The following is a 21,284-nucleotide window of genomic DNA, read 5'->3' as shown; positions in this document are numbered from 1 at the left end:
CGGCAGTTGTTAAGTAATTCTTAATAACTGAATCGGGATTTCATTCACTGTCCTTTAATGTGTTTTATATGTACAAACTAATATTGGGGATGGAGGTGGTAAAAGTTCAGCGATATGCGCTTGATTAGCCAAACCGGGCCATCACGCGCCAACAAAGCAACGCGGCTTTCTCCATCCACTGAATTGTACAGGATCAATACCTGTCCATAATTATTCCTTTTCTTTGATTTCCAGCACTGCTCCGCAATGCGGGCAGGGATGGCGTTTGTTGCAGCCGGGGCGAACAGCTCGGGGTACCGATATCACCCAAGGTTGCCGCGAGCTTCGTTTGATAGTGTTGTATGGCGATTTCATAACTACCCTGTCACGGCGTTTCAGGAGGTATCTTATGCCTCGTAGCCCTCGTAGTAGTACGATTGCGTGATACCTTTGAAAATAATTTCCCGGTCGTTTACACGGTCAGTTAATGCCGGTTGCAGCAGGGCTCGTAATTCGAGGTCGTTTATTGGGCTACGTTCCATTGCTTGGAGGTATTGTACCTTATCCACCCTTTGCCAATCCACTACCCGCCCGATATTCTTTTTGAGCATCATATCGAGCCATATTCGGGTGGCTCGTCCGTTTCCCTCCATAAATGGGTGGGCGACGTTCATTTCAACGTATTTCGCTATTATCTCCTCAAACGTCGCTTCCGGCATACGCTCGATAACCGGCAATATTACATCGAGGTATAGGGCATTAGCAAAGCGGAACCCGCCCTTTGATATGTTAAGGCGGCGCACCTCTCCGGCAAAGTCGTACAGCCCGCCGAACAAATACCGGTGTATGTCCTGTAATCCCTTGACCGTTCCCACCTCAATACGGTCTATATCGCCGCTCTCAAACAGGGCGTGCGCCTTACCAAGGCTTTGTGCATCTATGTTATCCGTTTTTCCCATAACATCGCTATTGGTTGGTTGTATTCTCGCCTACAATGGACAGATAACGCCGCAAGGACTCTATTTCCGCCTCCGCTACGAGCGTCTGAAATCCCTCCGGGTGTTTCTCTACGTGCGAGGCTTCCAATGCTTCGTAATAGGCTATTTTCGCTTCGTTCGTGCCTTTGAGGTTAACGATGGTATATCCGTTCCGCAGCAAATACAAGTTCATCAGCAGCCGGGAAGTACGCCCGTTGCCGTCGATAAACGGATGAATGCGCACGAGTTCGTCGTGCAGGTATGCGGCAGTAATTACCGGATGTTCCCCGGTTGCCTCCATTTCGGCAAATCGTATCATAAAATCCTCCATCTGCTTTTCGATGAGGTACGGTTGAGACGGGGTGTGCTGGCTTCCTGAAATCATCACAGGGACGGTACGGTAACGCCCGGCGTTCTCCCGGTCGATGCCGTGCAATATAAGGGCGTGTATTTCCTTTATTGTGCGCTGGCTGATTTCCATTTGGGTTTTGGCAAAATCCCGTATGTAGTCGATGGCCTCGGCGTGGTTGATGGCTTCGAGGTGCTCCCGCATGGACTTTCCGGCGATTGTTACACCTTCATTCACTACCAGCTCTGTTTCTTGGAGGGTCAGTGTGTTACCCTCTATCCTGTTGCTTTCGTAGGTGTATTCGATTGCGAGGGCTTCCTCAATCTTTTTCAGAGCCGGGGCGGGCAACGGGCGCAATGACTGTAGGCGGGCTTTCAGCGCGTCGCACTCCGCCAATAATTCATGTATCGTATTCATTTATTTGCGATGTTTGATTTCAGACTCCAGCTCTTTTAGCTGTTCCATGTCTTCCCGGTCGGCTTCAATAGCATCCCTGCGTTTTCTGCGGGCATTGAACTCTTCATAAACTCGGTATGCAAATGCGTCCTTTTGCTCCTTTCCTACAGTGCCGGCATTGGGTAAAAGGGGCTGATCGTTAGATACCAGTATCTTGTCTATATTTTCCTTCCAGAAACCCATCGTAAGGTCGTTTCGATTCTTTGCCCTGAATTCCGCTGTTTCGAGGAAGATCACAACCAGCCGATTCAAAGAATCGAGTTCATCGTGGGTCAGATAGTTTTTTGCGATAATAACGTCCTGTTTGCGCACTACAGTTCCCTTCCAGGATGTTAGTCCCATATTCTGAGCTTCTGCATTGGCACGTTGCATCACAATCTCTGCGGACGTGTGCCCCGTTACAGCATAGAGTAGTTTGTTTTGTGTCTCGGCATAAAACATCTGCGTAGCCTTGTCCGTCTTGTCGTAATCGCTGCTCAATGCAAACAAGTCGCGCACCTTCTGATAAAAACGCTTTTCCGAGGCTCGTATATCTCGAATACGAGCCAATAACTCGTCGAAATAGTCGGGGCGACCATCTGGGTTTTTCAGACGCTCGTCGTCGATAACGAACCCTTTGCGGAGGTATTCGGTGAGATTGCGGTTTGCCCATTGGCGGAATTGCACACCACGGATGGAACGGACGCGGAAACCTATCGCCAAAATCATCTCCAACGAGTAGAATTTGACCTGATAGGGCTTGCCATTTGTCGCAACTGTTAAGAAATACTTAATAGTTGAATCCGCATCTAACTCTTTTTCTTTTAGTATGTTATTTATGTGCTGACTGATGTTGGGAACGGAGGTGGCAAAAAGTTCGGCGATCTGCGCTTGATTAAGCCAAACCGAGCCATCACGCGCCAACAATGCAACGCGACTTTCTCCATCCACTGAATTGTATAGGATCAATTCTTGCTCCATGATTATTCCTTTTCTCTGATTTCCAATACCGCTCCGCAATGCGGACAGGTGATGGTATTTGTTGCAGCCGGGACGAACAGTTCAGGGACTGTCACATCCAATGCAGAGGCAATAGCTTGTAATTTGGAGAGAGTAGGATTCCCTTTCAAAATCTGAGACAATGAAGAGGCTGACACATCCATCTTTTCAGCCACTTCCGCAAGGGTCATGTTCTTATCCTTGCACAATTCTTTAACTCGGTTATCAAGTGCCATGCTTTATATAAATCTACATGAGAAAGCAATACTTCAAAGATAGGTGTATTTAGATAAAACAACAATAGCGAATTAAAAAATAATCTTTAGATAAATTTTTCTCTTCATTTGTTTGGTGTTTAGTTTATTTATACCTACATTTGTAGTACAAAAATGAAGATAAACATAAAGCACCAAAGCTATGAAACTCTTAACGAAACAGATCGAAAAGCAGTTGGCAAAATACCCGCTCTACTCTCAAGATGGCAAAGGTGACGATGCAAAGGTTATCTGTAAGTTCTTCAACCCTTGCGGTGGTCAGACCTGGTATATTCTCGAAGGCGAAAAGCAAGGCGACGATTACATTCTCTTCGCGCTGTGCGAATGTTTGGGCGAACGCGAATATGGTTATATCTCGCTTAATGAGCTGCAAAGTATTAGAACTCGCCCATTTGGTCTCGGCATCGAAAGAGATCAGTATTTCACCCCCTGTACAGTTGCTGAGATCAACTAACCATTGTCATTGAACTAAAAACATACAACCATGAACAAATATGCATTCAGCGTAATCGACGCTATTAACCGAGAAGGTATTAGTAATGAGGCATGGGGCCTTGTCGAAGACATTGACGATACGAAGGCTTATTTTGGCACGCTCGGCAGACGAAACCTCGAAGGTATGTGGGCATACATATACGAAGAGAAAGATGGCATATATGCTTATACCTACAAAATCAAGCCAACAATGAAAATGCGTCTTTCAGAAGATGCTGGCGGTAGAAAGACAATGCTGGCACTTTACAAGCTCGATTAAGTCGTTCGAGCGACTGTAAACAGGCCTTAGGCTCGAAGCGTGGCGGCACCAGTGACCGCCGGTGGCAACTCAAAAACGAAAAACCATGAAGACCTATCAAGACCAACTCAAAGAAAGTGATAAAACACGTATGCGCAGACTGAATGCTAAGAATGGCTACGGTTTGAGCCTGGCAATGTTTCGCTCGCTTGTGAAAAAACATAGAACAGCCCGTGCAGAAGGTAATTACTATGCAATGGCATTGATTGAATATCGCCTGACTGACATCAACTTTCATCAAGAAGTCGGGCTACTCACAGAGGGGTTATATGATGCAGCTCTCGCTATTCAATGGTAAACGATATGAAGAAAAGAAGATCAACCCCCAAAATCAGTCGTGAGGCAGCTATAAAGATAGCGATGAATACGAATGGCGTGTCTCGTGAACTAGCAGAGCGATACACGGACAGCGAGCTCAAAGAAGTACTGCGGTTATTAAAACTAAAGGCAAACTTTTAACTCTTAACACTATGAAAACGACTGACCTTTCGAACATCATGCGTATGGCGTGGCGATTTTATAGAACGACGCATCGGGTATTCAGTGAATGCCTGAAGCTGGCATGGCGTAACTTTCACCTCGTGCGCCATATGCACACTGAGGTCGTACGGTTCTACTTTCGCAAGGTAGATGGCACTCTGCGTGAGGCATGGGGCACTTTACGGGCAGACCTGGTGCCGCCTATTGAAGGCAACTACACCCGCAAGAAAAACGAAACCGTCCAAGTGTACTTCGACACCGAACGCCAAGAGTGGCGATGCTTCAAGCGACTGAACTTGATGGCAGTTCAATAGGTCAGGCCAGCAATATGAATTCCAGCCATATTGCGAGTCTCTTGGAAAGTACAAGTCAATTACCGTTTGAAGGTTCGATCTGGTACAGCCCTGATATTTTAATAAAATTACGAAGGCTTGTACATTGTGCGGTCCAGTTCTATTTTTACTCACAAACAAATAAGCAATGAAGATTACAGTAAATGGCCAACAGGTTGAGGCGTACAGCCTTTTGATGAGAAAAGAATTTGCCCTAGAGATTATTACGGGTAAGAAGAAAGTCGAATTTCGTTCATTCAGTGATTACTACGTTAGTCAGTTCATGGACACCGAGGCGATCAGACGCAATAAAAAGAGCGGTTTTATAGCCGGTGATGAGAACGCAGAAGAAGAATTCAAGGCAATCGAATATATTCATTTTCACAATCGTAATAACTCGTGGTTTCTTGATGTTAAAATCAATGATATAGGCATGTTTTGTGTCGATACTGAAGATATTGACGAATATACACAAAACGAGCCTGCATATCCTGACTTCGAAGAGTTCAGGGCCGACGCAAAAGAACACGACAAATTGCCGCCCGAAGAACGTCCAATGATGTTTTTCTTGGCCATCGAGAAAGTCGTCGCCACAAATCTCAGATAACAGTAAGATAAATTTCGATGATAGCCTGCTTTTAGCAGGCTATTTTTTGCGTTGTCTCTTGCCTGTCGTGCAGCCGCAATAAACCTTTGTTGTGGCAATATTGCCGAGTAACCTCAAAACAACAATGTTATGTCAGAACCATATGCAACAGGTCCGAATGGCGAAAAGTACATGCGTAAGGCTGATTATTTAGCGGCAAGATCTCGCCGTCAATCGTCAGCCAACCGCCGCCGTAATCGGGTACTCGGTAATGGTCGTTAGTCGTGAAAAAGGCGATAGAAATTATCAAATCAATCGCCACAAGGTCGCGTGAGGTAATGTTATTTCATTCCGGATCCGGAAAAGATAGCATTGCCTTACTTGACCTTTGTCACCCTTATTTTGACCATATTGTATGCGTATATATGTACATTGTGCCTAATCTGAAGCACATTAATCGTTATATCAACTACGCTTGTCGTAAATACCCCCAAATTGAGTTTATACAAATCCCGCATTACGCCTTGTTCTCGTATTACAAAACGGGTTATTTGGGATGTGAGAAACGCAAAATCCGGCAATATAGTCTTGCTCAACTCACTGATATTCTCCGACAAAAATATTGCATCGAGTGGACTTGTTATGGATTCAAACAATCCGACGGGATGAATAGACGTCTGATGTTGAGAACGTATGAGCAAAATGCCATTTGTGAAAAAACGAAGAAATTTTTTCCATTGTCAGAGTACAAGAACACGGATGTCCTATCGTACATCCAGCAACAGGGCCTGATTATGCCCGAACGGTATGGAAAAACCCAGTCGTCAGGTACTAATATATCCGATCTCAATTATCTTCTTTTTTTACGTAAAAATCATCCGCAAGACCTGAATCAGGTGATAGCGGAGTTTCCTATGGTTGAACGCATCCTGTTTGAGTATGACTACAAAACCATTAAAACAGAGCGAGACGCGCATAATTAGACGTAGCCAAATATCGCTCAACCCATACAATCCCAAACGCCATACTGAAGAGCGGATTAAACAGCAAAAGAAAAATTTGCAAAAAATCGGCTATCTCGGAGGCATTACATGGAATGAACGCACTGGAAATCTGATCGACGGGCACCGGCGTATTCAGGCAATGGACTTATACTACAAGTATGATGGTACACCGGACCAAGATTATCCTGTCAAAGTGGAGGTGGTAAATCTGGACGAAAAACAGGAAAAAGAACAGATGACGTACATGGCTCTCGGTAATACGCGAACAGATCTTGAGTTGGTAGCTAAATACCTTCCTGACATTGATGTCTCGATGGCTGGTATTGATGACGAGTATCTGAAAGAGCTGTCCATCTTTGCGAGTGTTGGGAATGAAATACCAGCAATAGATTCCTTTGCGTTGGATGATTTTTTACCGAATTCCCAGCAAGGACGGGAACAACAAAACATCGCAACGATAGATGCAGGTAGGAAAGCGGCCGTTAAAGCATCTAAGGCAGCGGTAAAAGAAGCGAGTGAAATCCGTGTGCTGAATGAAATGGCGTATATAACCTTGTCCTTTTCCTCTTTTCAGTCAAAGGCTGAATTTTGCGAGTTGGCCGGCATTGCTCCAGAATCCTCTTTTGCCAAAGGAGAAGAAGTGCTCGCGATGATTGAATAATACAAAACACAACAAATCCAACAGTCACTACGCGCGTATGAAACCGGGTATCGACAAATTTACAGATGTTTTAAAACAGACAGGTGGAAATTTAACTCAGACCGCAGAGATATTCGGCGTCAATCGTACTACTGTGTATGATTGGATCAAATCCGACCCTGATTTTGCAGCGGCTCTGAAAGATGCACGCGGAAAGATGCTCGATGAGTGTATTACTATGTCTCGCATTGTGGCGCTCGGTATTCCGGAAAAAGATCCCTCTGGTCGGATTATCGGCTGGGTGTCCCCTCCGGATTCGAGCATGTTGCGTTATTTGCTCGGTACTCTGGGGCGGAATGAAGGTTTTGGCGATAGTTTGGATGTAAAAGCCGACGTTAGCATGAAAGGATCGATCAACATTCGAAAATGGGTGGAAGACCGCCTGCAAAAGAAATGATCCAGCCTCAAGACATATATCTGCCCCTGTATGACGACACCGAGCATTTCATCATTCTCATTACCGGAGGACGCGGGTCGGGAAAATCGTATAATGCGGGGACGTTCATCGAACGGCTCACGTTCGAAGCCGGGCATGTTATCCTGTACTGCCGCTACACCATGGTGTCGGCCGCCATGTCCGTTATTCCTGAGTTTACGGAGAAGATAGAGGCAGACGGTACCGGCGAGTTCTTCCACGTAACCCAGAAGGATATCGAGAATCTCGTTTCGGGCAGTCGCGTGCTCTTCCGGGGCATCAAAACCTCGTCCGGCAATCAGACGGCAAAACTCAAGTCCATCCAGGGCATCACGACGTTTGTGTGCGACGAAGCCGAAGAGTGGACCAGCGAAAATGACTTCGACAAGCTGATGCTCTCGATACGCCAGAAGGGGATACAGAATCGGGTGATCATCATCATGAACCCGACCGATTCCAACCACTTCATTTACCGCAAGTATATCGAGAAGACCCACAAACTGGTAAATATCGACGGCGTGGACGTTCAGATAAGCACCCACCCCAATGTCCTGCACATCCACACGACCTATTTCGACAATATTGAGAACCTCTCGGATGAGTTCCTGCGTGAAGTGGAGCGCATGAAGGTCGAAGATCCGGACAAGTATGCCCATGTAGTCATGGGCAAATGGGTAGACGTGGCCGAGGGGGCTATCTTCAAAAATGTCCATACGGTCAAAGAGTTTCCCCGCTGGTGCGAGAAGGTTGCCATTTGCCAGGACTTCGGGTACTCGAATGACCCGACGGCGATTGCCAAATGCGGAATTATCGGCAATGCGCTCTACATTGACGAGATATGCTACCGCACGCAGATGCTGACCCGGGAGATCATCGATATGCTGAGACCCTATCGCGATCTAAAGGTCATATCGGAGTCTGCCGATCCGCGGCTGATCGATGAAATACATAATGCCGGGATCAATATCTACCCGGTTGACAAAAGCGGCCCGTCCGTCATTGCCGGCATTGAGAAGATGCTCGAAATGGAGATATACGTTACCGAACGATCATTCCACATGTTCAAGGAGTTCCGCAACTATGTGTGGGACGAGGACAAAAACGGCCTGCCGATCAACCGACCCAAAGACGGGCAGGAGGATCACCTGATCGACGCCGTGCGCTACTACGTGTTGGGCATGATTCTCGGCAAAATCCGGAAGACAAACAAAAGTTACAGGGGTTATTTCAGTTAGGACATGAAGACATTGGATGAAATTCTCGCCATGAGCGACGAATCGGCAAAGATTGAACTGTTGAAGGCGCAACGTAAGACGCCCAAACCTTGCGTGGATGAGCTCCAAAGAGAGTGGAACCCCGACCGACACGAAGTGAATGACAAGCATCTGCGCAAAGATGGGGAGCTGTTGGTTTCCGAAGAGAAGGACGTAACCAATCCGGACGGTACGGTGACGCACCATGCTGCCGTCTATGAGCCTGACCCGGTCAATCGCATATCCATCCCGTTGGAGCAGGACATCGTGAACATTCATACGGCCTTCACCGTGGGCAAAGATCCGCAGGTGGATTGCGCTCCCAATGACGATGCCGAAAGATCGCTGTTGCAGATCATCCAGAGTGTGATCCGCAAGAACAAAATGCGCTACAACAACAAGCGTATCGTCCGATCGTTATTCTCCGAGCAGGAGGTGGCCGAGTATTGGTATGCGGTTCCGGATAACGGTTTCTGGGCCCGCCTGAAGGCTAAAATCAAAGGGATGCTCGGGTACGCAAACAGCAACAGGTACCGACTTCGTTGTACGATATGGTCGCCGTTTCGGGGCGATGCGCTGTATCCGTTCTTCGATGCCAGTGGCGACTATGTGGCTCTCTCCCGGGGGTATTCGGTCCGTGACAATGAAACGAAGATGGAGGTGCAGTATTTTATGACCGTGACTGCCACCAATGTGTACACCTGGAGACTGGACGCGGGCACATGGACGTTCCTGCCGGATCAGAGTTTCGAACATGGATTCAGGAAAAATCCGACGATGTATGCCTATCGTCCGACCTCTCTGTGCCACAACATCCAAACGATTCGCCGCCGTATCGAAGAACTGCTGTCCAACTATGCCGACTGTGTGGATATGGTCTTTTTCCCCGATCTGGTACTGGAGGGCGATATCGAGGGGCTTCCTCAGAAGGTCGGGAAAAACCGCATGATTCAACTGCAAAACAGCGGGAAGGTGTACTACCTGAACCTCGACCAGGTAGGGAGCGCCGCCAAGGTCGAACTGGACAACCTGCTCGACATGGCCTACCATCTCACCAATACTCCCCGCCTCTCTCTCGAAAACCTCAAGGGACTGGGAAGCGTTCCGTCGGGCCGCGCTTTCGATTTTCTGTTTATGGGAACGCAGCTTGCCGTCGATAACCATGCCGAGATCGTCGGCGAGTATCTGCAACGCCGATACAACTTTCTTGCTTCGGCCGTCGGCTCGCTGAATCCGGCCTATGAAGATGCCGCCAATACTATCGACATGGATGTGGAGATTCAACCCTTCAGCATTGATGATCTCGAAGAGAAGGTGCGCATTGCACTTTCGGCGTGCGGACAGCCTGTGGCATCGCGTCGAACCGGAGTCATGCTGGCCGGGATTGTCGATAATGTGGACGACGAGGTGAGCGAGATACAGAAGGAACAGGCCGTCACGAAACAGCAGGCCACCACAGTTTAGCGGGGTGAGTTATAATCCGAGCATGGACGCTGCGGGAATATCCAGCACCCGGCACAGCAAGCGTGCGATCTTCAGAGTCGGTTCCGCACGGCCGGACACATAGTCGTTCACCCGTGAGGGGCTGACTCCTATTTCCTGAGCGAGTTGCCGTTGAGTCATGCCCTTCTCTTCCAGCGAGAGTTCGATCAGTTCCGAAACGGTTGGCTTTTTAATCGGGAAATGCTCCTTTTCGTATGCAATGACCGTATCCGACATCAGGGTCAGTTCAATCGTATTTTTATCGTTTACGGGCGTATTGTCATCCACCAGGGGCAACAGCTCCTCAATCCGCTGCCGGGCGAGTTCATATTGTGCTTGGGTTATCATGGAGTGGTGTTTTATATGGTGGAACAATTCCTTTTGTCAGATTTGGCGTTGCTCACTCTTGGAGCTTACTCCGACGCCTTCTCTTTGTCCCCGGAGAATTCCCCGGAATACCAAGCAAAAGCTCTCGCATCAAACTCAGCACGCTCCGGTGTCCCTTTTGCGCCCACTTCTTTGGCCAATACGGTCTCTGCCGGTACAAATCCGGGCTGGGAATTAAAATCTGTCTGACGAAGTTGCTGCAACTCCTCTGGTGTAAGTCTATTCCGGTCGGTCATGTATTCCCCCTCCTGTATTTAAGGTGTCCACCGCAGCGCAACGGCGATCAGCAAACACCCAGTACGATGCTTGCGTCGATATGCAACTTCCGGCTGATCTCCTGGGCTACTTTGTAGGTCGGATCCGCCTTGCCCGATACGATCGCGCTGACCCGGGAAGGGCTGATACCCAATAGCGTGGCAAGACTGCGTTGCGTCAGGTGCATTTCGTACATCCGCAGTTTGATCACGTCCGCCAGTGACGGCGATCCGATGGCAAAATGCTCATCCGAGTAATCGGCCACGAGGTTCGACAACAATTCCAGTTCAATGAGGTTGGGATCATCTTTGGGGGTATTGTCATTCACGAGTGGGAGCAACTCCTCTACCCGACTGACAGCCCAATCGTATTGGGCCTGGGTCTCAATTTTCGTCATTTGCTCTGCGGTTAAATGTTTCGACAATCAATTTTATCGTACTCTTTGTGCGTCCCGATAAACCGGATATAAACGAACCGGATGGTAAATTTCACAACGGCCACCAGTCGAAAGTCATTGCCCTTGATGTTGAATACATAGTGCTGATTTCCTACGTTATCGACACTGTTGAATGTCCTTTTTATGTCGGCAAAACAACTCCAGTCGCTTCGTTTGACTTTCTGCGCCCACTCTTGCAGGGCAACTTTCGATTCCGGATGCTGTTCCGCGTACTCTTTAATGGCCTGTTCGGTAAATATCCTCATTTCATACCCTGGCTAAATGTCATTACAAAGATAGGTAAATATTTCGTTTTATAAAATATAATTCTGTTGTACGAAACATTGGGCGTATTTTGCAGGAGGAGTGAAAAATTTTCCCCCTTCACCGCACCCTAAATTTGGATATTGTGTTGCGTCGAAAAATCTTTGTATGTGCTTGTATGGATGCAGGCGACAGACCCAGACGGAACGACATCATACCCCACAAGGGGCAAGGTCTGTTGGCTTACCGGCTGGCAGACCTTTTTTGATGGATGTGAAGATACATTCAAACTATATACGAACGGAACGACATGAAAGAAAAACTCTTGGCATTGCTCAAAACCAAATTTCCGGGGGTTGACAATGCAATTCTCGAACGAATCGCAGCAAAGCGTGTCGAGAACGTTACGGACGAAGCTCAATTACCTGCCATCGTGGAGGGGATAGGCTTTCAGGACGTATTACAAAGCTACGGCGATTACCGTGCAGGGGATGCCTCACAGACCGCAGTACGCAACTACGAGAAACGGCATAACCTCAAAGACGGGAAGCCTGTCGCCCAACCTGCCGCCGAGCCGGAACCGCAGGAAAAAACCGAGCCGGTTCAAAAATCCGATTTCGATCCCGAAAAGTTCAAATCCGAGTTGCTCAAAGAGTTCAGCGACATGATCAGCGGGCAGAAACGCAAAGAGGCCCTGTCCGCGACGTTGCGCGCCAGGCTCGATGAAGCAAAAATCCCCGCATCCTACTACGGAGGTCGCATCGAAGGCCGCGATTTCAAGGACGAAGAAGAGATCGCCGCCTACGTGGAGAAAACTGTGAAGGACTACGGCGAGTTCAAACAGGAGTTGGCCAATGAGGGATTTCAGCTGGTACAACCGCCCCAGTCTGCCGAGGGCAAACAGAAAACCGACATGGACAATCTGATTGCCGAGATCGAAAAGGGCACCCAACAAATTGTCGAACAAAAAAACCAAAGTAAGTAATGCCTGCAGGTATTAAGTACGAGACTGCACCCGCCGTGATGCGGGAGGTCTGCGACGAAACCACCATCTACCGCATCAACGACGGCGGCATGGATCTGGACAAAACCAACCTTCCGGTCGACGGATGGCTTCCCGAGCTGGCTCCCCTTTACCGCGACAAAGCCGAGCGCAGGGCCCATGTGTGTCTTCGCGTGAAAGTGCTCGAAGAGGCCGCCACGTCGGTCAAAGTCGTGAAGGTCGCCAAAAATCCCCTCGTAAACGGTACGTTCCTCAAGGCGGGAATGTATCTGTCGGACGGTACCAACGTCATCTCCGTAGCCGCTGTCGATACTTCGAAGGAGGGTTACGACGAAATTACCGCCGCAGAGAATTTTACGGCGGCACTCACGGTCGGCGCGATTCTCGTGGAGGCGAAGAGCGATTCGGATCCCGCCGCTAAGTACACGCCCAACTGTCTCTCCTACGGAGTGCGCAAACTCTCTGACATCAGCACCGTGGCATGCATCGGCCGGGTGTTCGGCATTGTCGAGGACGAGCTCTACATCCCCGTTACTGAAGCCGATAAAGAGGCGCTGGGAGATCGGTTCATGTTCATCTAAAACACAGGAAAGAAAATGGTACTGACTATCGAATCACTGCTGGACAATAAAGGCGTACTGTCCGCAATCATCGATCGGGCTACCGTGAACATGCTCGATATGGACCGGGTGTTCTGGAAAGATTACCTGAACTACGATCGGGCGAATCCGGACGGCACGTTCAAAACCTACATCGGCAACCAGACCGGCGTCGTTGCCGGTACCGTCATTGACCGGTATGCCAACAAACCGATCCGCAAGCGTCATGCGCTTGGAAGCGGCGTCGGTGAAGTGGCTTGCTTCGGCGATGCCTACCAGATGGACAACACCCGTCTGGAACGGTTGCAGATTCTCATCGACACCTATAACAACGGCTTGCGCGCCGCACAGCCGGGCGTACTGGACGAAATCATCAACTTTCTGGCTGACGATGTTCGCCAGTGCCTGCTGGCTCCGATGAAGCGTCTGGACCTGATTATGGGCGACCTGCGTTTCAAGGGACAGGCCAGCGTGAACGGCAAGGAGAACAAGCGCGGCGTCTCGGTGGCCGACATCAAACTGCCCATCACCAAGAAACAGGCGACATCGGGCGATAAAGAGAATATTCTCTCGTGGATGATGACCGAGTTCGTGGACAAAATGCGTCCGATGGGCTGCTCGTTCGCCATTGCCGAAGTGAACCGCGCGACCTTCTACAAACGGATTGCATCATCGTCGGAGTTCATCGGGAAGTACACCATGAAATTCGGCGACATGGAGTTCTCCACCGGCAACATCGTCACTGAACCGATGGCCAACCGTCTGCTGGAGGCTGTGGACATCCCGTTCCGATTCCGTATCAAGGACGAATGGGTGCAGGTCTCCGACACCGAGGCGAAAAATGCCGTTCCCGACGACTATGTGTCGTTCCTGCCGGCCCTCGGAGCCAACAAACTCGGATACATGAAGTGGAAAGTACCCTATGAAATGCGCGACCCGGTTCCGGGCCGAACCTATACGATGGCCGAGGATGGCAAAATGTTCATCTCATCGTATCGCACCTCCGAGGGTCGCTTCATGGAGTATGGCATGGAGGCCATTCCAGACATCGAAATCCCGAACCGAATGGCCATCGCCGACCTCACTAAACTGGGATAGTCCATGACGAACTACGAAGCCATATCGGCAAGGCTCTATCCCTACAACGTGGATGACGGGCTGATCCATGTGTCCTGCATGGATGCAGGGTTAAGCCCGGATGATGAGTATTCTGCCGCCGCAAAGAAATCCGTCGCCAAAGCCACCATCGACGTGCTGAAGCAGCTCGTGGTGCTGGCCTCCGAAAGTAACGGCGGATTCTCGCTCGGCTATAATGTTGCTGAGTTGCGAAGCCGCATTCACGCTCTCGCAAAGGAGAACGGCTTTGCCGATATCGCTGAAGAGTTCAACCCGCGCCCCAAAGTAAAGTTCCTATGATTCGCTACCCCCATACGCTCGAAATATGGTACGAAGAGGATGCCACACTCAATCCCGACGGTTCCTGGACCGAGGGGGTGCACGAATGGCGCTACGTGGGTCGATGCAACGCCCGACAAAACGGTCAGGCGAAGCAGATCAAAGGGCAAAACGGCCAGGTCTTTCTGTACGCATACGAGGTGACGATGCCGGCAGCAACGCGGCCGATTCCCATCGGGACACGAGTACGCATTTTCGACCGCCACGGGATTAACATTTTCGACCACACGCGGCGTACCGAAGCCGGCCCCACTGAGATGGATACGGTCTCCTATCCCGTGCAGGGCTTCTACAAAAGCGGACAACGTTACGAAGACACAAAGCTATGGCTATAAAGGATCGTACCAACTGGCAGCAGGTAGACCGCTCGTTTCGGCAGGCCCAGGAAGAATACGACCGGAAGGCTGTTGAGTGGCTCTCCATGCTTGGGGAACGTGTGGTAAAATACGCCCGCGAACATGGCAACTATACCGACCGGACGGGCAATCTCCGCCATTCGATCGGTTATGTCGTGGTACAGGGCGGACGAGTAGTAAAAAGCGAATTCGCTCCGGGGCCGGTGCAGAACAAAAGCCGCGCATACGCCATCGAAGTCGCACTTCGGCTTCCGCCTCACAAAACCTGCCTGGTGTGGGTGGCGGGTATGCGCTACGCCCGCTATGTCGAGGCAAAGGGATTCGACGTGCTGCAGGGCTCTGCGGACTGGGTGGAGGCCACCGCCGAAAGGCTGAAAGCCGAGTTCGGACAATACCTCAGATCACAGCAAGGATGAAACTGACCTCTGCGGAAATATTCACTTTGGTTTGGGACCATGTGCGCCGCTCTCCATTGGGCGAAGCGGTTCCGGTGATGTATGCGGATCACTATCCGAATCGCCCCTCCGGTGAATTTCTTGTCGTGACCTCGTTGACGAACGTGACCGAAGGGATACAGGTAGCCACGATGAATGTGAACATTTACGTTCCGGACACGACGCCCACCATCGGCGGCGAACAACAACGTTTCCCCAACCGCTCCCGTCTGGCCGAACTGACGAAGATTGCCTTCGAATCTTTGGGGCATTATCCGGTTGCCGAACGGTGGTTTTTCGACGTGAGCGGCGAGACTTTCATCAGTGAGGAGGCGATCTCCTTCACATTTTCGAACATCAAACTGAAACTTAAAAAATACTGAAACCATGCAACTTGTAGGACTGAAATCCTGTCATGCCGGGGATCCGCTTCCCAAAGGAGTAAAAGACGAGGGCGCCGATGCGCTGATTAAGGCGCTCAAACCGATCACCCAGCCCTATCAGGGCGGCGTGACCTTCAACTTTTCCAACGCCACCAGTAACAAGTTCCACCGTGAGGGTGAGGAAAACCCTTTCTTCGCCCTGCGTGATCCCACGACCGGATCGAAAGAGGTGACGTGGAATGTGGCCGACTTCGACGACGAGACACTCGCGTTCTACTTCGGTACCACCGAGCCCGAACAGGGCAAATTGTACGAAGGCGAAAAGGCGTTCGTCTTCGATGCGCTGTCGGGAGCTTCCATCGCTTTTGCCCGTCTCAAGTACGCAGCAACGCTGTCGGGCGGCATGAACACGTCGGATCCGCTCCAGATTGCGGTGTCGGCAGATGTTTTGTCTCCTGCTGAAGGGGGCGTGGCCTGGTGGCCGATTGCGACTCCGGCATACACCGATGGTGTCGGAGTATAACCACCTTCCAGAATCCCGCTGTCAGCTAAAGGCTGGTATCCCGGAGCGAGACCGGGGCGGGATGCACTTTCATCCATTCTGAATCATGAAACCAAACAGATCTCAAGCATCCGTACATGCACGAGCCATCGATACGCTGATGGAAAAGGACGAATCGTTCCAAATCAGAAGTATCGACGGTTCGAAGGAGGTGACCTTGTATCTCTACCCGTTGCAGTTGGGCCGGCTGATGATGATCAGCAAGCGTCTGCTTGCCCTGGATATGGCTCTATCGGGCTCGGACAATGACGTCAAGGAAATGTGGCGGATTTGCGCCGAGAAGCCGCAGGAAGTGGCCGAAATCATCGCCATCGCCACACTCAGAACCAAACAGGAGATCGACAAAAACCTTCGAGCAAGAACAGAACTGCTGATGCACTCCCCTACCATGCAACCTGCGACGGTGGTACAGCTGCTATCGTGGATCGTTTCGCAGTCCTATTGCGAGGATTTTACGCGTGCTATCCGATTGGTAAAAATGCTTCAGGTCGAGATTTCCCCGATGACCCCGGCAGATCGGATAGCTGCTATGGCGGGCAAACCCTCTGGGGACGAATTGACATGATCGTCAGCAGGTACCACTGGACGTTGGATTACGTCCTGTGGGGTATCGCCTGGGCAAACTTGCAGCTGATGATCCGTGACTCCATTCGGGTGGATTACAAACACCATGAAGGGGCGCCGCAACAGCTTGACTTGAATGCTCCGAACGCCATGAACATGTTGATACAGATGGCGAGCGGGAAATAGTACCCGGTTGTATCGACACAACCAACACTCAGGAAGGAATAACCATGATCGACCTTACCGCTGAAATCGATAATCAGGAGATACTCCGTCGACTCAAACAGATTCAGCAGACAGCAAAAGAAGTTACCTCCAACGTCGTCACGGACTCGGACCGAATGGACATGGCCATGCGGCGATTCTCCGCGACACTGGCTAAAGTTGGCGTAGGGTTTTCGTTGGGGAGCCTGGTTCAGCAAATTGCCCGTACTCGCGGTGAGTTCCAGCAGCTCGAAGTAGCGTTTACGACGCTTTTGCAGAGCAAGGAGAAGGCCGACGCGCTGATGGCGCAGATGGTCGATCTGGCCGCCAAAACGCCTTTCGACCTGCAGGGGGTGGCCGATGGTGCCCGTCAGTTGCTTGCCTACGGATTTGCAGCTGAGGATGTAACCGACACCCTCACCCGGTTGGGCAACGTGGCTGCCGGGTTAGGATTACCTCTCGAACGTCTTACCTACTTGTACGGTACCACCGCCGTACAGGGACGACTGTATGCACGGGACATGCTCCAATTTACCAGTTCGGGGATTCCGATGTTGCAGGAGATGGCCAAAATGTACGGCGTGACCACCGAAGAGATCAATGCGATGGTCACTGCCGGAAAGATTGGGTTTGAGGACGTGAAAAAGGTCATTGAGAGCATGACCAACGAAGGCGGCCAGTTCTACAACCTGATGGAGAATCAGTCGAAGACCATTACCGGCTTGATTTCGAACCTCGGTGATGCGATCGATACGATGTTCAACAACATCGGAAAATCCAGCCAGGGGATGATTGCATCTGTACTGCAGGGGACGATCTCGCTGGTGGAGAACTACGATATCGTTCTCGGTCTATTAATCAAGTTGGTAGCCGTTTACGGCTCTTACAAAGCAGCCTTGATGCTGGTGTCGGCAGCCCAACGTGCCAATATGGTTGTTCTGAGAGAAGCGGTGTTGCAAAAGAAACTCGCCCTGATGTATGGGCGTCAATTGACTGCTGCGCAAGCCGTGGAAGCTGCCCGCGTTACACTGGTTGCCAAGGGTTGGAAAACCCTGACGTTCGCCATTAAGGCAAACACAGCCGCCTTGCTGGCCAATCCCGTAACGATGGTAACGGCAGCTATTGCCGGACTTGTGTACGGAGTGTATAAGTTGGTGACGGCAGAAACAGCCGCTGAGCGCGCCCAAAGAAAACACAATGAGGCAATGGACGAGTTCAACCAACGGCTGGACGACACCAAAAACAAGATTAACGAGCGGTTGGCGATTATTCGGGACGACACCCAGTCGACTATTGCCCAGGCGCGTGCCTATGATGAGCTGAAGAAACTTGCACCGACACTGACCGATAATTTCAGCTTGGAAGAGCTAAAGAAGGTTGATCCCAGCGAGACGGACAAATCCATTAACGCACAGGCGGAAGCAGAACGATACCAAATGCTGGTTGACAATGTCCGGAAATGGGAAGAAGAGTTGGTACGTCTCAAAGAACGGTATCAGGCGATTAAGCAGCAATCATCCGACGATACCGGGATGAGTAGTGATTTGTTTTACAACATACAGGCACAGGAAAAGGCCAAAGAGAGCCTTGCACTTGCAGAGGCGGATTTAGCCGAATATGAGCGAATAAAGAAAGAGGCAGAAGAGCAGGCAAAGCCTGTGGAGATTAAACTATTGGAAGCGAAATCCAATCTCGACCAGATAAATAAAGCCTACGAGGAAGCAAAGCAAGCACTGGATAAGGCGAAAGCAGAGAATCCGCTTTTTATCCCGATAGATATTAAATATCGGTATCAATATTTATCAGGCCAGAAAGATCAGGCAGAACGACAAGTTAACCAACTGCAGACCGAGGCGACTTTCGGTGGATCTGAAAAATTCTCCGACGTCTATGCCAAAGCTGCCAAGGAGTGGAAGGACGCAAAACAGGAATTGTGCAAGATCGAGCAGGATAAAGATGCTTTTACGAAAGCACAATACGATGCAGCCAAGAAGAGGGAGAAAGAAGCCCGAAAGGTCTATTCGGATTTAGGTGGTGACGTTTCCGACAAAGTAGGACAAGAGGTGATAAAAAAACAGCAAAAATTAGCTGACGAGTTTGCGCGGGTCGACTTAGACCTTCAATCCCGTCGTATCGCCATCATGCGTGAAGGGAAGAACAAACGGCTGGCAGAAATTGATCTCGAATACCAGCAATCGGTCGCCCAGATCAACAAAGACCGAAAAGAGAGTGCCCATAATGGAGCATCGGAAAACGAGCTGGCACAATACGATACCCTGATCGCTACCGCCGAACAAAAGCGTCTTCAGGACCGGGAACGGGTCGAAAAAGAGTACGCCGAACAGGCGGCCGAGACCTATCGGCAGCTCGGCGATGTGTTCCTGTCCGAAGAGGAGCGTAAACAACGAGCCACGGAACGAACCTACGAATCCATGCGCAAGAAGCTGAACGACGATCTCGACGCCGGTAATATCAGCGAATTGGACTTCTACAAACAGAGTGCGATGATCGATCGTGCCGAGACCGAGGAAACCGCACAAAAACAGTTGGAGAAATGGCAGAAATACGCCACCGAGCGGCTCCGCATCGAAGAGGAGTTCCAGCAGGACGTTGCCCGGATTCGCAACCAGGGGCGCAGTAAAGCGGGAGAGGATGAAATCGAACAGCTCCGAACCATCCGGGATAATGACATCACAGCTCTGACCGAGAACATGGGGCTGAAGGAGGAAGAGTTCACAGCCATCGTCGACAACATCGTCAACATGGGACTGGACAAAATCCTCGCGATGATTCCCCAGGTACAGGAAGCGCTGGATGCCTTGGGCGATAATGCCGATCCGGCCATCAAAGCCCGGCTCCAGGCCCAACTGGCCGCCCTGAAGATCCAGGCACAGAACCTCAAAACCGGCAGTGACTCCGGCAAGACGGCCAAGAAAAGCACGGAAGAGTGGAAAGATTTACAATCTGTCCTAAACGATGTTTATGATACGTTTGGAGAGGTTGGGGAAGCAATCGGGGGAACGGCTGGAGAGGCAATTAAGACCGGGGGAGAAATCGCCACGTCAATGACTCAACTCATTGATGGGATAGTTATGGTTGCTACGGGCTCGATTACTGCGGTAAAAGGCACTTCACAAGCAGCAAGTGCTGCCATAAAAACCGTCGAATCAGCTTCCGTTATTTTGGCCATTATCAGCGCCGCCTTGCAAGTGGTGACCAAGATAGCCTCTCTCTTTACAAAAGACCATGAGCTATCTGAAGAAACCATCAAGTCCTACGAAGCCTATATCGATGTACTCGACCAAATCATCGATCGCGAAAAAGAGGTCATCGAATCGCACACCGGTATGCAGGCAGTACTGGCCAGCGATGATGCCGTCCGGGCGATTGAGAAGCAGGAGGAGGCCACGCGACGGCTGGGCAAAGCCTACCTCGCTTCGCGAGCTAAAAACAACCATTCGTACGGCGTCAAAACAGCCGAACGCCTGGGAGGTTATCGGGATGTGATCGAAGCGGCCGGTTTCGACTGGACAGAGTTGTACGGTTCCGGTCGGATGGAGGGGTTGTTCGACCTCTCTGGGGCGGAAATCGAACGTTTCCAGAAAGAGCTGCCCGAAGTGTGGGCGCAGCTCGATGAGGACACGCGCAAATATCTGGAGACCATCGTCGACTGCAAAGACAAGATGGAGGAGCTCGGCGAGGCGACCAGTGAGGCCCTGACGGGATTCACGCTGGACGATGCCCGCAGTGAACTCGAAGATTTCCTGAACGACATGGACGCGACGTTCGACGACGTGGCCGGAAACTTTGAAGAGGTGATGATGAGTGCCATCAACCGAGTCATCACGTCTCAGCTGGATGGACGTCTGCAAGCGTGGTACGAAAACTTCAGCGAGGCCATGACCAACGGTATTCTGTCCGAAGCCGAACGCGAGGCTTTGAAACAGGAGTACGAGAGCATCTACAACGAAGCTCTGCAGAAACGTGATCAGGCATATTCCATTGCCGGGGTCGACAAAGATGCCCTGATCCAGCAGCAAACAGCTTCATCCCGTAGCTATGAAACCCTGTCGCAAGATACCGGCACCGAGCTCAGCGGACGGTTTGCCGCCATGCAAGAGTACACTGCAAGTATACTTCGTGCAATGGAAGAGATGCTCGCAATGCACCGCGATCAGAGTCACCATCTGGTGGATATTCGCGACATCATGATACAGCTCAATGGCAATGTTGCCGACATCCGCGGTTATTGTAAGGTCTTGCCGGACATGGCGGACAGCATGGCCAGCATGAAAAGAATCCTGAAAGACAAATTGTAAACCC

29 protein-coding genes are annotated in these 21,284 nt (G+C 50.4%); 21 read left to right on the top strand and 8 right to left on the bottom strand.

The window, feature by feature from the left end; all coding sequences use genetic code 11:
* Nucleotides 1–386 precede the first annotated feature (386 nt).
* From fic to BQ5379_RS01830, 4 genes are read right to left on the bottom strand one after another with little or no spacing between them, the layout of a single operon-like run.
* The gene (gene fic / locus BQ5379_RS01845) at nt 387–938 is read right to left on the bottom strand and encodes a protein adenylyltransferase Fic (protein ID WP_071133861.1); all 552 of its coding nucleotides are present in this window, start codon (nt 936–938) and stop codon (nt 387–389) included.
* 7 nt (nt 939–945) lie between these two features.
* A complete protein-coding gene (locus BQ5379_RS01840; RefSeq protein ID WP_071133860.1) occupies nt 946–1,722 on the bottom strand; it encodes a Fic family protein in 777 nt (258 codons plus the stop codon).
* On the bottom strand, nt 1,723–2,721 hold the full coding sequence (locus BQ5379_RS01835; RefSeq protein ID WP_071133859.1) for a virulence RhuM family protein: 999 nt from the start codon (nt 2,719–2,721) through the stop codon (nt 1,723–1,725). It lies immediately after the preceding gene.
* 2 nt (nt 2,722–2,723) lie between these two features.
* Nucleotides 2,724–2,975 (bottom strand): helix-turn-helix domain-containing protein, encoded by a 252-nt coding sequence (locus BQ5379_RS01830; RefSeq protein ID WP_071133858.1) that lies wholly within the window; start codon nt 2,973–2,975, stop codon nt 2,724–2,726.
* 181 nt (nt 2,976–3,156) lie between these two features.
* Here BQ5379_RS01830 and BQ5379_RS01825 point away from each other — a divergent pair, with 181 nt between their 5' ends.
* The 10 genes from BQ5379_RS01825 to BQ5379_RS01780 all read left to right on the top strand — a co-directional run bounded on the left by BQ5379_RS01825 (nt 3,157) and on the right by BQ5379_RS01780 (nt 10,041).
* Nucleotides 3,157–3,468, top strand: a complete 312-nt coding sequence (locus BQ5379_RS01825) for a DUF2958 domain-containing protein (protein ID WP_071133857.1) — start codon at nt 3,157–3,159, stop codon at nt 3,466–3,468.
* A 30-nt stretch (nt 3,469–3,498) separates the two neighbouring features.
* Nucleotides 3,499–3,768, top strand: coding sequence for a hypothetical protein (locus BQ5379_RS01820; protein ID WP_071133856.1), 270 nt, complete (start codon nt 3,499–3,501; stop codon nt 3,766–3,768).
* A gap of 85 nt (nt 3,769–3,853) precedes the next feature.
* The gene (locus BQ5379_RS01815; RefSeq protein WP_235846017.1) at nt 3,854–4,105 is read left to right on the top strand and encodes a hypothetical protein; all 252 of its coding nucleotides are present in this window, start codon (nt 3,854–3,856) and stop codon (nt 4,103–4,105) included.
* 172 nt (nt 4,106–4,277) lie between these two features.
* Nucleotides 4,278–4,601 (top strand): SH3 beta-barrel fold-containing protein, encoded by a 324-nt coding sequence (locus BQ5379_RS01810; protein ID WP_071133855.1) that lies wholly within the window; start codon nt 4,278–4,280, stop codon nt 4,599–4,601.
* A 166-nt stretch (nt 4,602–4,767) separates the two neighbouring features.
* On the top strand, nt 4,768–5,226 hold the full coding sequence (locus BQ5379_RS01805) for a hypothetical protein (RefSeq protein ID WP_071133854.1): 459 nt from the start codon (nt 4,768–4,770) through the stop codon (nt 5,224–5,226).
* Between the two features lie 317 nt (nt 5,227–5,543).
* Nucleotides 5,544–6,188 (top strand): phosphoadenosine phosphosulfate reductase domain-containing protein, encoded by a 645-nt coding sequence (locus BQ5379_RS01800; protein ID WP_235846066.1) that lies wholly within the window; start codon nt 5,544–5,546, stop codon nt 6,186–6,188.
* Nucleotides 6,145–6,870, top strand: a complete 726-nt coding sequence (locus tag BQ5379_RS01795; RefSeq protein WP_071133853.1) for a ParB N-terminal domain-containing protein — start codon at nt 6,145–6,147, stop codon at nt 6,868–6,870. The genes BQ5379_RS01800 and BQ5379_RS01795 overlap by 44 nt, the downstream gene beginning before the upstream one ends.
* Before the next feature lie 37 nt (nt 6,871–6,907).
* On the top strand, nt 6,908–7,306 hold the full coding sequence (locus BQ5379_RS01790) for a helix-turn-helix domain-containing protein (RefSeq protein WP_071133852.1): 399 nt from the start codon (nt 6,908–6,910) through the stop codon (nt 7,304–7,306).
* Nucleotides 7,303–8,559: a PBSX family phage terminase large subunit gene (locus BQ5379_RS01785; protein WP_071133851.1), complete on the top strand. Its 1,257-nt coding sequence runs from the start codon at nt 7,303–7,305 to the stop codon at nt 8,557–8,559. Before BQ5379_RS01790 ends, BQ5379_RS01785 begins: the two co-directional genes overlap by 4 nt.
* A gap of 3 nt (nt 8,560–8,562) precedes the next feature.
* Nucleotides 8,563–10,041, top strand: coding sequence for a phage portal protein (locus BQ5379_RS01780; protein ID WP_071133850.1), 1,479 nt, complete (start codon nt 8,563–8,565; stop codon nt 10,039–10,041).
* A 9-nt stretch (nt 10,042–10,050) separates the two neighbouring features.
* On the opposite strand, the gene BQ5379_RS01775 is transcribed toward BQ5379_RS01780, so the two are convergent.
* The 4 genes from BQ5379_RS01775 to BQ5379_RS01760 all read right to left on the bottom strand — a co-directional run bounded on the left by BQ5379_RS01775 (nt 10,051) and on the right by BQ5379_RS01760 (nt 11,403).
* Complete coding sequence (locus tag BQ5379_RS01775) at nt 10,051–10,407, bottom strand: helix-turn-helix domain-containing protein (protein WP_071133849.1); 357 nt, start codon at nt 10,405–10,407, stop codon at nt 10,051–10,053.
* A 65-nt stretch (nt 10,408–10,472) separates the two neighbouring features.
* Nucleotides 10,473–10,682: a hypothetical protein gene (locus BQ5379_RS01770; protein WP_071133848.1), complete on the bottom strand. Its 210-nt coding sequence runs from the start codon at nt 10,680–10,682 to the stop codon at nt 10,473–10,475.
* Nucleotides 10,683–10,729: 47 nt separating this feature from the next.
* Nucleotides 10,730–11,098: a helix-turn-helix domain-containing protein gene (locus BQ5379_RS01765; protein WP_071133847.1), complete on the bottom strand. Its 369-nt coding sequence runs from the start codon at nt 11,096–11,098 to the stop codon at nt 10,730–10,732.
* Between the two features lie 11 nt (nt 11,099–11,109).
* Nucleotides 11,110–11,403 (bottom strand): type II toxin-antitoxin system HigB family toxin, encoded by a 294-nt coding sequence (locus tag BQ5379_RS01760; RefSeq protein ID WP_071133846.1) that lies wholly within the window; start codon nt 11,401–11,403, stop codon nt 11,110–11,112.
* Nucleotides 11,404–11,711: 308 nt separating this feature from the next.
* Here BQ5379_RS01760 and BQ5379_RS01755 point away from each other — a divergent pair, with 308 nt between their 5' ends.
* From BQ5379_RS01755 to BQ5379_RS01705, 11 genes are all read left to right on the top strand, one after another.
* The gene (locus tag BQ5379_RS01755) at nt 11,712–12,386 is read left to right on the top strand and encodes a hypothetical protein (RefSeq protein WP_071133845.1); all 675 of its coding nucleotides are present in this window, start codon (nt 11,712–11,714) and stop codon (nt 12,384–12,386) included.
* On the top strand, nt 12,386–12,985 hold the full coding sequence (locus tag BQ5379_RS01750; RefSeq protein WP_071133844.1) for a hypothetical protein: 600 nt from the start codon (nt 12,386–12,388) through the stop codon (nt 12,983–12,985). Before BQ5379_RS01755 ends, BQ5379_RS01750 begins: the two co-directional genes overlap by 1 nt.
* A gap of 15 nt (nt 12,986–13,000) precedes the next feature.
* Complete coding sequence (locus BQ5379_RS01745) at nt 13,001–14,101, top strand: hypothetical protein (RefSeq protein ID WP_071133843.1); 1,101 nt, start codon at nt 13,001–13,003, stop codon at nt 14,099–14,101.
* A 3-nt stretch (nt 14,102–14,104) separates the two neighbouring features.
* Nucleotides 14,105–14,419 carry a DUF6706 family protein gene (locus tag BQ5379_RS01740; protein ID WP_071133842.1) on the top strand — a complete coding sequence of 105 codons (315 nt, stop codon included), beginning with the start codon at nt 14,105–14,107 and terminating at the stop codon, nt 14,417–14,419.
* A complete protein-coding gene (locus tag BQ5379_RS01735) occupies nt 14,416–14,793 on the top strand; it encodes a hypothetical protein (RefSeq protein WP_071133841.1) in 378 nt (125 codons plus the stop codon). The genes BQ5379_RS01740 and BQ5379_RS01735 overlap by 4 nt, the downstream gene beginning before the upstream one ends.
* Complete coding sequence (locus tag BQ5379_RS01730) at nt 14,784–15,230, top strand: HK97 gp10 family phage protein (RefSeq protein ID WP_071133840.1); 447 nt, start codon at nt 14,784–14,786, stop codon at nt 15,228–15,230. The genes BQ5379_RS01735 and BQ5379_RS01730 overlap by 10 nt, the downstream gene beginning before the upstream one ends.
* Nucleotides 15,227–15,631 (top strand): hypothetical protein, encoded by a 405-nt coding sequence (locus tag BQ5379_RS01725; RefSeq protein WP_143039362.1) that lies wholly within the window; start codon nt 15,227–15,229, stop codon nt 15,629–15,631. Before BQ5379_RS01730 ends, BQ5379_RS01725 begins: the two co-directional genes overlap by 4 nt.
* 4 nt (nt 15,632–15,635) lie before the next feature.
* On the top strand, nt 15,636–16,154 hold the full coding sequence (locus BQ5379_RS01720; RefSeq protein WP_071133838.1) for a hypothetical protein: 519 nt from the start codon (nt 15,636–15,638) through the stop codon (nt 16,152–16,154).
* 85 nt (nt 16,155–16,239) lie between these two features.
* Nucleotides 16,240–16,758 carry a hypothetical protein gene (locus BQ5379_RS01715; protein ID WP_071133837.1) on the top strand — a complete coding sequence of 173 codons (519 nt, stop codon included), beginning with the start codon at nt 16,240–16,242 and terminating at the stop codon, nt 16,756–16,758.
* On the top strand, nt 16,755–16,943 hold the full coding sequence (locus tag BQ5379_RS01710; protein ID WP_071133836.1) for a hypothetical protein: 189 nt from the start codon (nt 16,755–16,757) through the stop codon (nt 16,941–16,943). The genes BQ5379_RS01715 and BQ5379_RS01710 overlap by 4 nt, the downstream gene beginning before the upstream one ends.
* 44 nt (nt 16,944–16,987) lie before the next feature.
* Nucleotides 16,988–21,280 carry a tape measure protein gene (locus tag BQ5379_RS01705; protein ID WP_071133835.1) on the top strand — a complete coding sequence of 1,431 codons (4,293 nt, stop codon included), beginning with the start codon at nt 16,988–16,990 and terminating at the stop codon, nt 21,278–21,280.
* Nucleotides 21,281–21,284 lie beyond the last annotated feature (4 nt).

The sequence above is a fragment of the Millionella massiliensis genome, assembly GCF_900104655.1.
GTDB classification, from domain to species: Bacteria; Bacteroidota; Bacteroidia; order Bacteroidales; family Rikenellaceae; genus Rikenella; species Rikenella massiliensis.
The sequence above is the reverse complement of the archived record's forward strand: the minus strand, read 5'-3'. Positions and strand labels throughout refer to the sequence as shown.

Bases quoted from the DNA above. Each gene is read 5' to 3' on its own strand.
- BQ5379_RS01775 (WP_071133849.1), bottom strand. From the start codon at position 10,407: ATGATAACCCAAGCACAATATGAACTCGCCCGGCAGCGGATTGAGGAG.
- BQ5379_RS01725 (WP_143039362.1), top strand. From the start codon at position 15,227: ATGAAACTGACCTCTGCGGAAATATTCACTTTGGTTTGGGACCATGTG.
- BQ5379_RS01745 (WP_071133843.1), top strand. From the start codon at position 13,001: ATGGTACTGACTATCGAATCACTGCTGGACAATAAAGGCGTACTGTCC.
- BQ5379_RS01720 (WP_071133838.1), top strand. From the start codon at position 15,636: ATGCAACTTGTAGGACTGAAATCCTGTCATGCCGGGGATCCGCTTCCC.
- BQ5379_RS01760 (WP_071133846.1), bottom strand. From the start codon at position 11,403: ATGAGGATATTTACCGAACAGGCCATTAAAGAGTACGCGGAACAGCAT.
- BQ5379_RS01795 (WP_071133853.1), top strand. From the start codon at position 6,145: ATGACTACAAAACCATTAAAACAGAGCGAGACGCGCATAATTAGACGT.
- BQ5379_RS01780 (WP_071133850.1), top strand. From the start codon at position 8,563: ATGAAGACATTGGATGAAATTCTCGCCATGAGCGACGAATCGGCAAAG.
- BQ5379_RS01770 (WP_071133848.1), bottom strand. From the start codon at position 10,682: ATGACCGACCGGAATAGACTTACACCAGAGGAGTTGCAGCAACTTCGT.
- BQ5379_RS01825 (WP_071133857.1), top strand. From the start codon at position 3,157: ATGAAACTCTTAACGAAACAGATCGAAAAGCAGTTGGCAAAATACCCG.
- BQ5379_RS01835 (WP_071133859.1), bottom strand. From the start codon at position 2,721: ATGGAGCAAGAATTGATCCTATACAATTCAGTGGATGGAGAAAGTCGC.
- BQ5379_RS01810 (WP_071133855.1), top strand. From the start codon at position 4,278: ATGAAAACGACTGACCTTTCGAACATCATGCGTATGGCGTGGCGATTT.
- BQ5379_RS01790 (WP_071133852.1), top strand. From the start codon at position 6,908: ATGAAACCGGGTATCGACAAATTTACAGATGTTTTAAAACAGACAGGT.
- BQ5379_RS01840 (WP_071133860.1), bottom strand. From the start codon at position 1,722: ATGAATACGATACATGAATTATTGGCGGAGTGCGACGCGCTGAAAGCC.
- BQ5379_RS01755 (WP_071133845.1), top strand. From the start codon at position 11,712: ATGAAAGAAAAACTCTTGGCATTGCTCAAAACCAAATTTCCGGGGGTT.
- BQ5379_RS01820 (WP_071133856.1), top strand. From the start codon at position 3,499: ATGAACAAATATGCATTCAGCGTAATCGACGCTATTAACCGAGAAGGT.
- BQ5379_RS01740 (WP_071133842.1), top strand. From the start codon at position 14,105: ATGACGAACTACGAAGCCATATCGGCAAGGCTCTATCCCTACAACGTG.
- BQ5379_RS01730 (WP_071133840.1), top strand. From the start codon at position 14,784: ATGGCTATAAAGGATCGTACCAACTGGCAGCAGGTAGACCGCTCGTTT.
- BQ5379_RS01830 (WP_071133858.1), bottom strand. From the start codon at position 2,975: ATGGCACTTGATAACCGAGTTAAAGAATTGTGCAAGGATAAGAACATG.
- BQ5379_RS01750 (WP_071133844.1), top strand. From the start codon at position 12,386: ATGCCTGCAGGTATTAAGTACGAGACTGCACCCGCCGTGATGCGGGAG.
- fic (WP_071133861.1), bottom strand. From the start codon at position 938: ATGGGAAAAACGGATAACATAGATGCACAAAGCCTTGGTAAGGCGCAC.
- BQ5379_RS01705 (WP_071133835.1), top strand. From the start codon at position 16,988: ATGATCGACCTTACCGCTGAAATCGATAATCAGGAGATACTCCGTCGA.
- BQ5379_RS01710 (WP_071133836.1), top strand. From the start codon at position 16,755: ATGATCGTCAGCAGGTACCACTGGACGTTGGATTACGTCCTGTGGGGT.
- BQ5379_RS01765 (WP_071133847.1), bottom strand. From the start codon at position 11,098: ATGACGAAAATTGAGACCCAGGCCCAATACGATTGGGCTGTCAGTCGG.
- BQ5379_RS01800 (WP_235846066.1), top strand. From the start codon at position 5,544: ATGTTATTTCATTCCGGATCCGGAAAAGATAGCATTGCCTTACTTGAC.
- BQ5379_RS01815 (WP_235846017.1), top strand. From the start codon at position 3,854: ATGAAGACCTATCAAGACCAACTCAAAGAAAGTGATAAAACACGTATG.
- BQ5379_RS01735 (WP_071133841.1), top strand. From the start codon at position 14,416: ATGATTCGCTACCCCCATACGCTCGAAATATGGTACGAAGAGGATGCC.
- BQ5379_RS01715 (WP_071133837.1), top strand. From the start codon at position 16,240: ATGAAACCAAACAGATCTCAAGCATCCGTACATGCACGAGCCATCGAT.
- BQ5379_RS01785 (WP_071133851.1), top strand. From the start codon at position 7,303: ATGATCCAGCCTCAAGACATATATCTGCCCCTGTATGACGACACCGAG.
- BQ5379_RS01805 (WP_071133854.1), top strand. From the start codon at position 4,768: ATGAAGATTACAGTAAATGGCCAACAGGTTGAGGCGTACAGCCTTTTG.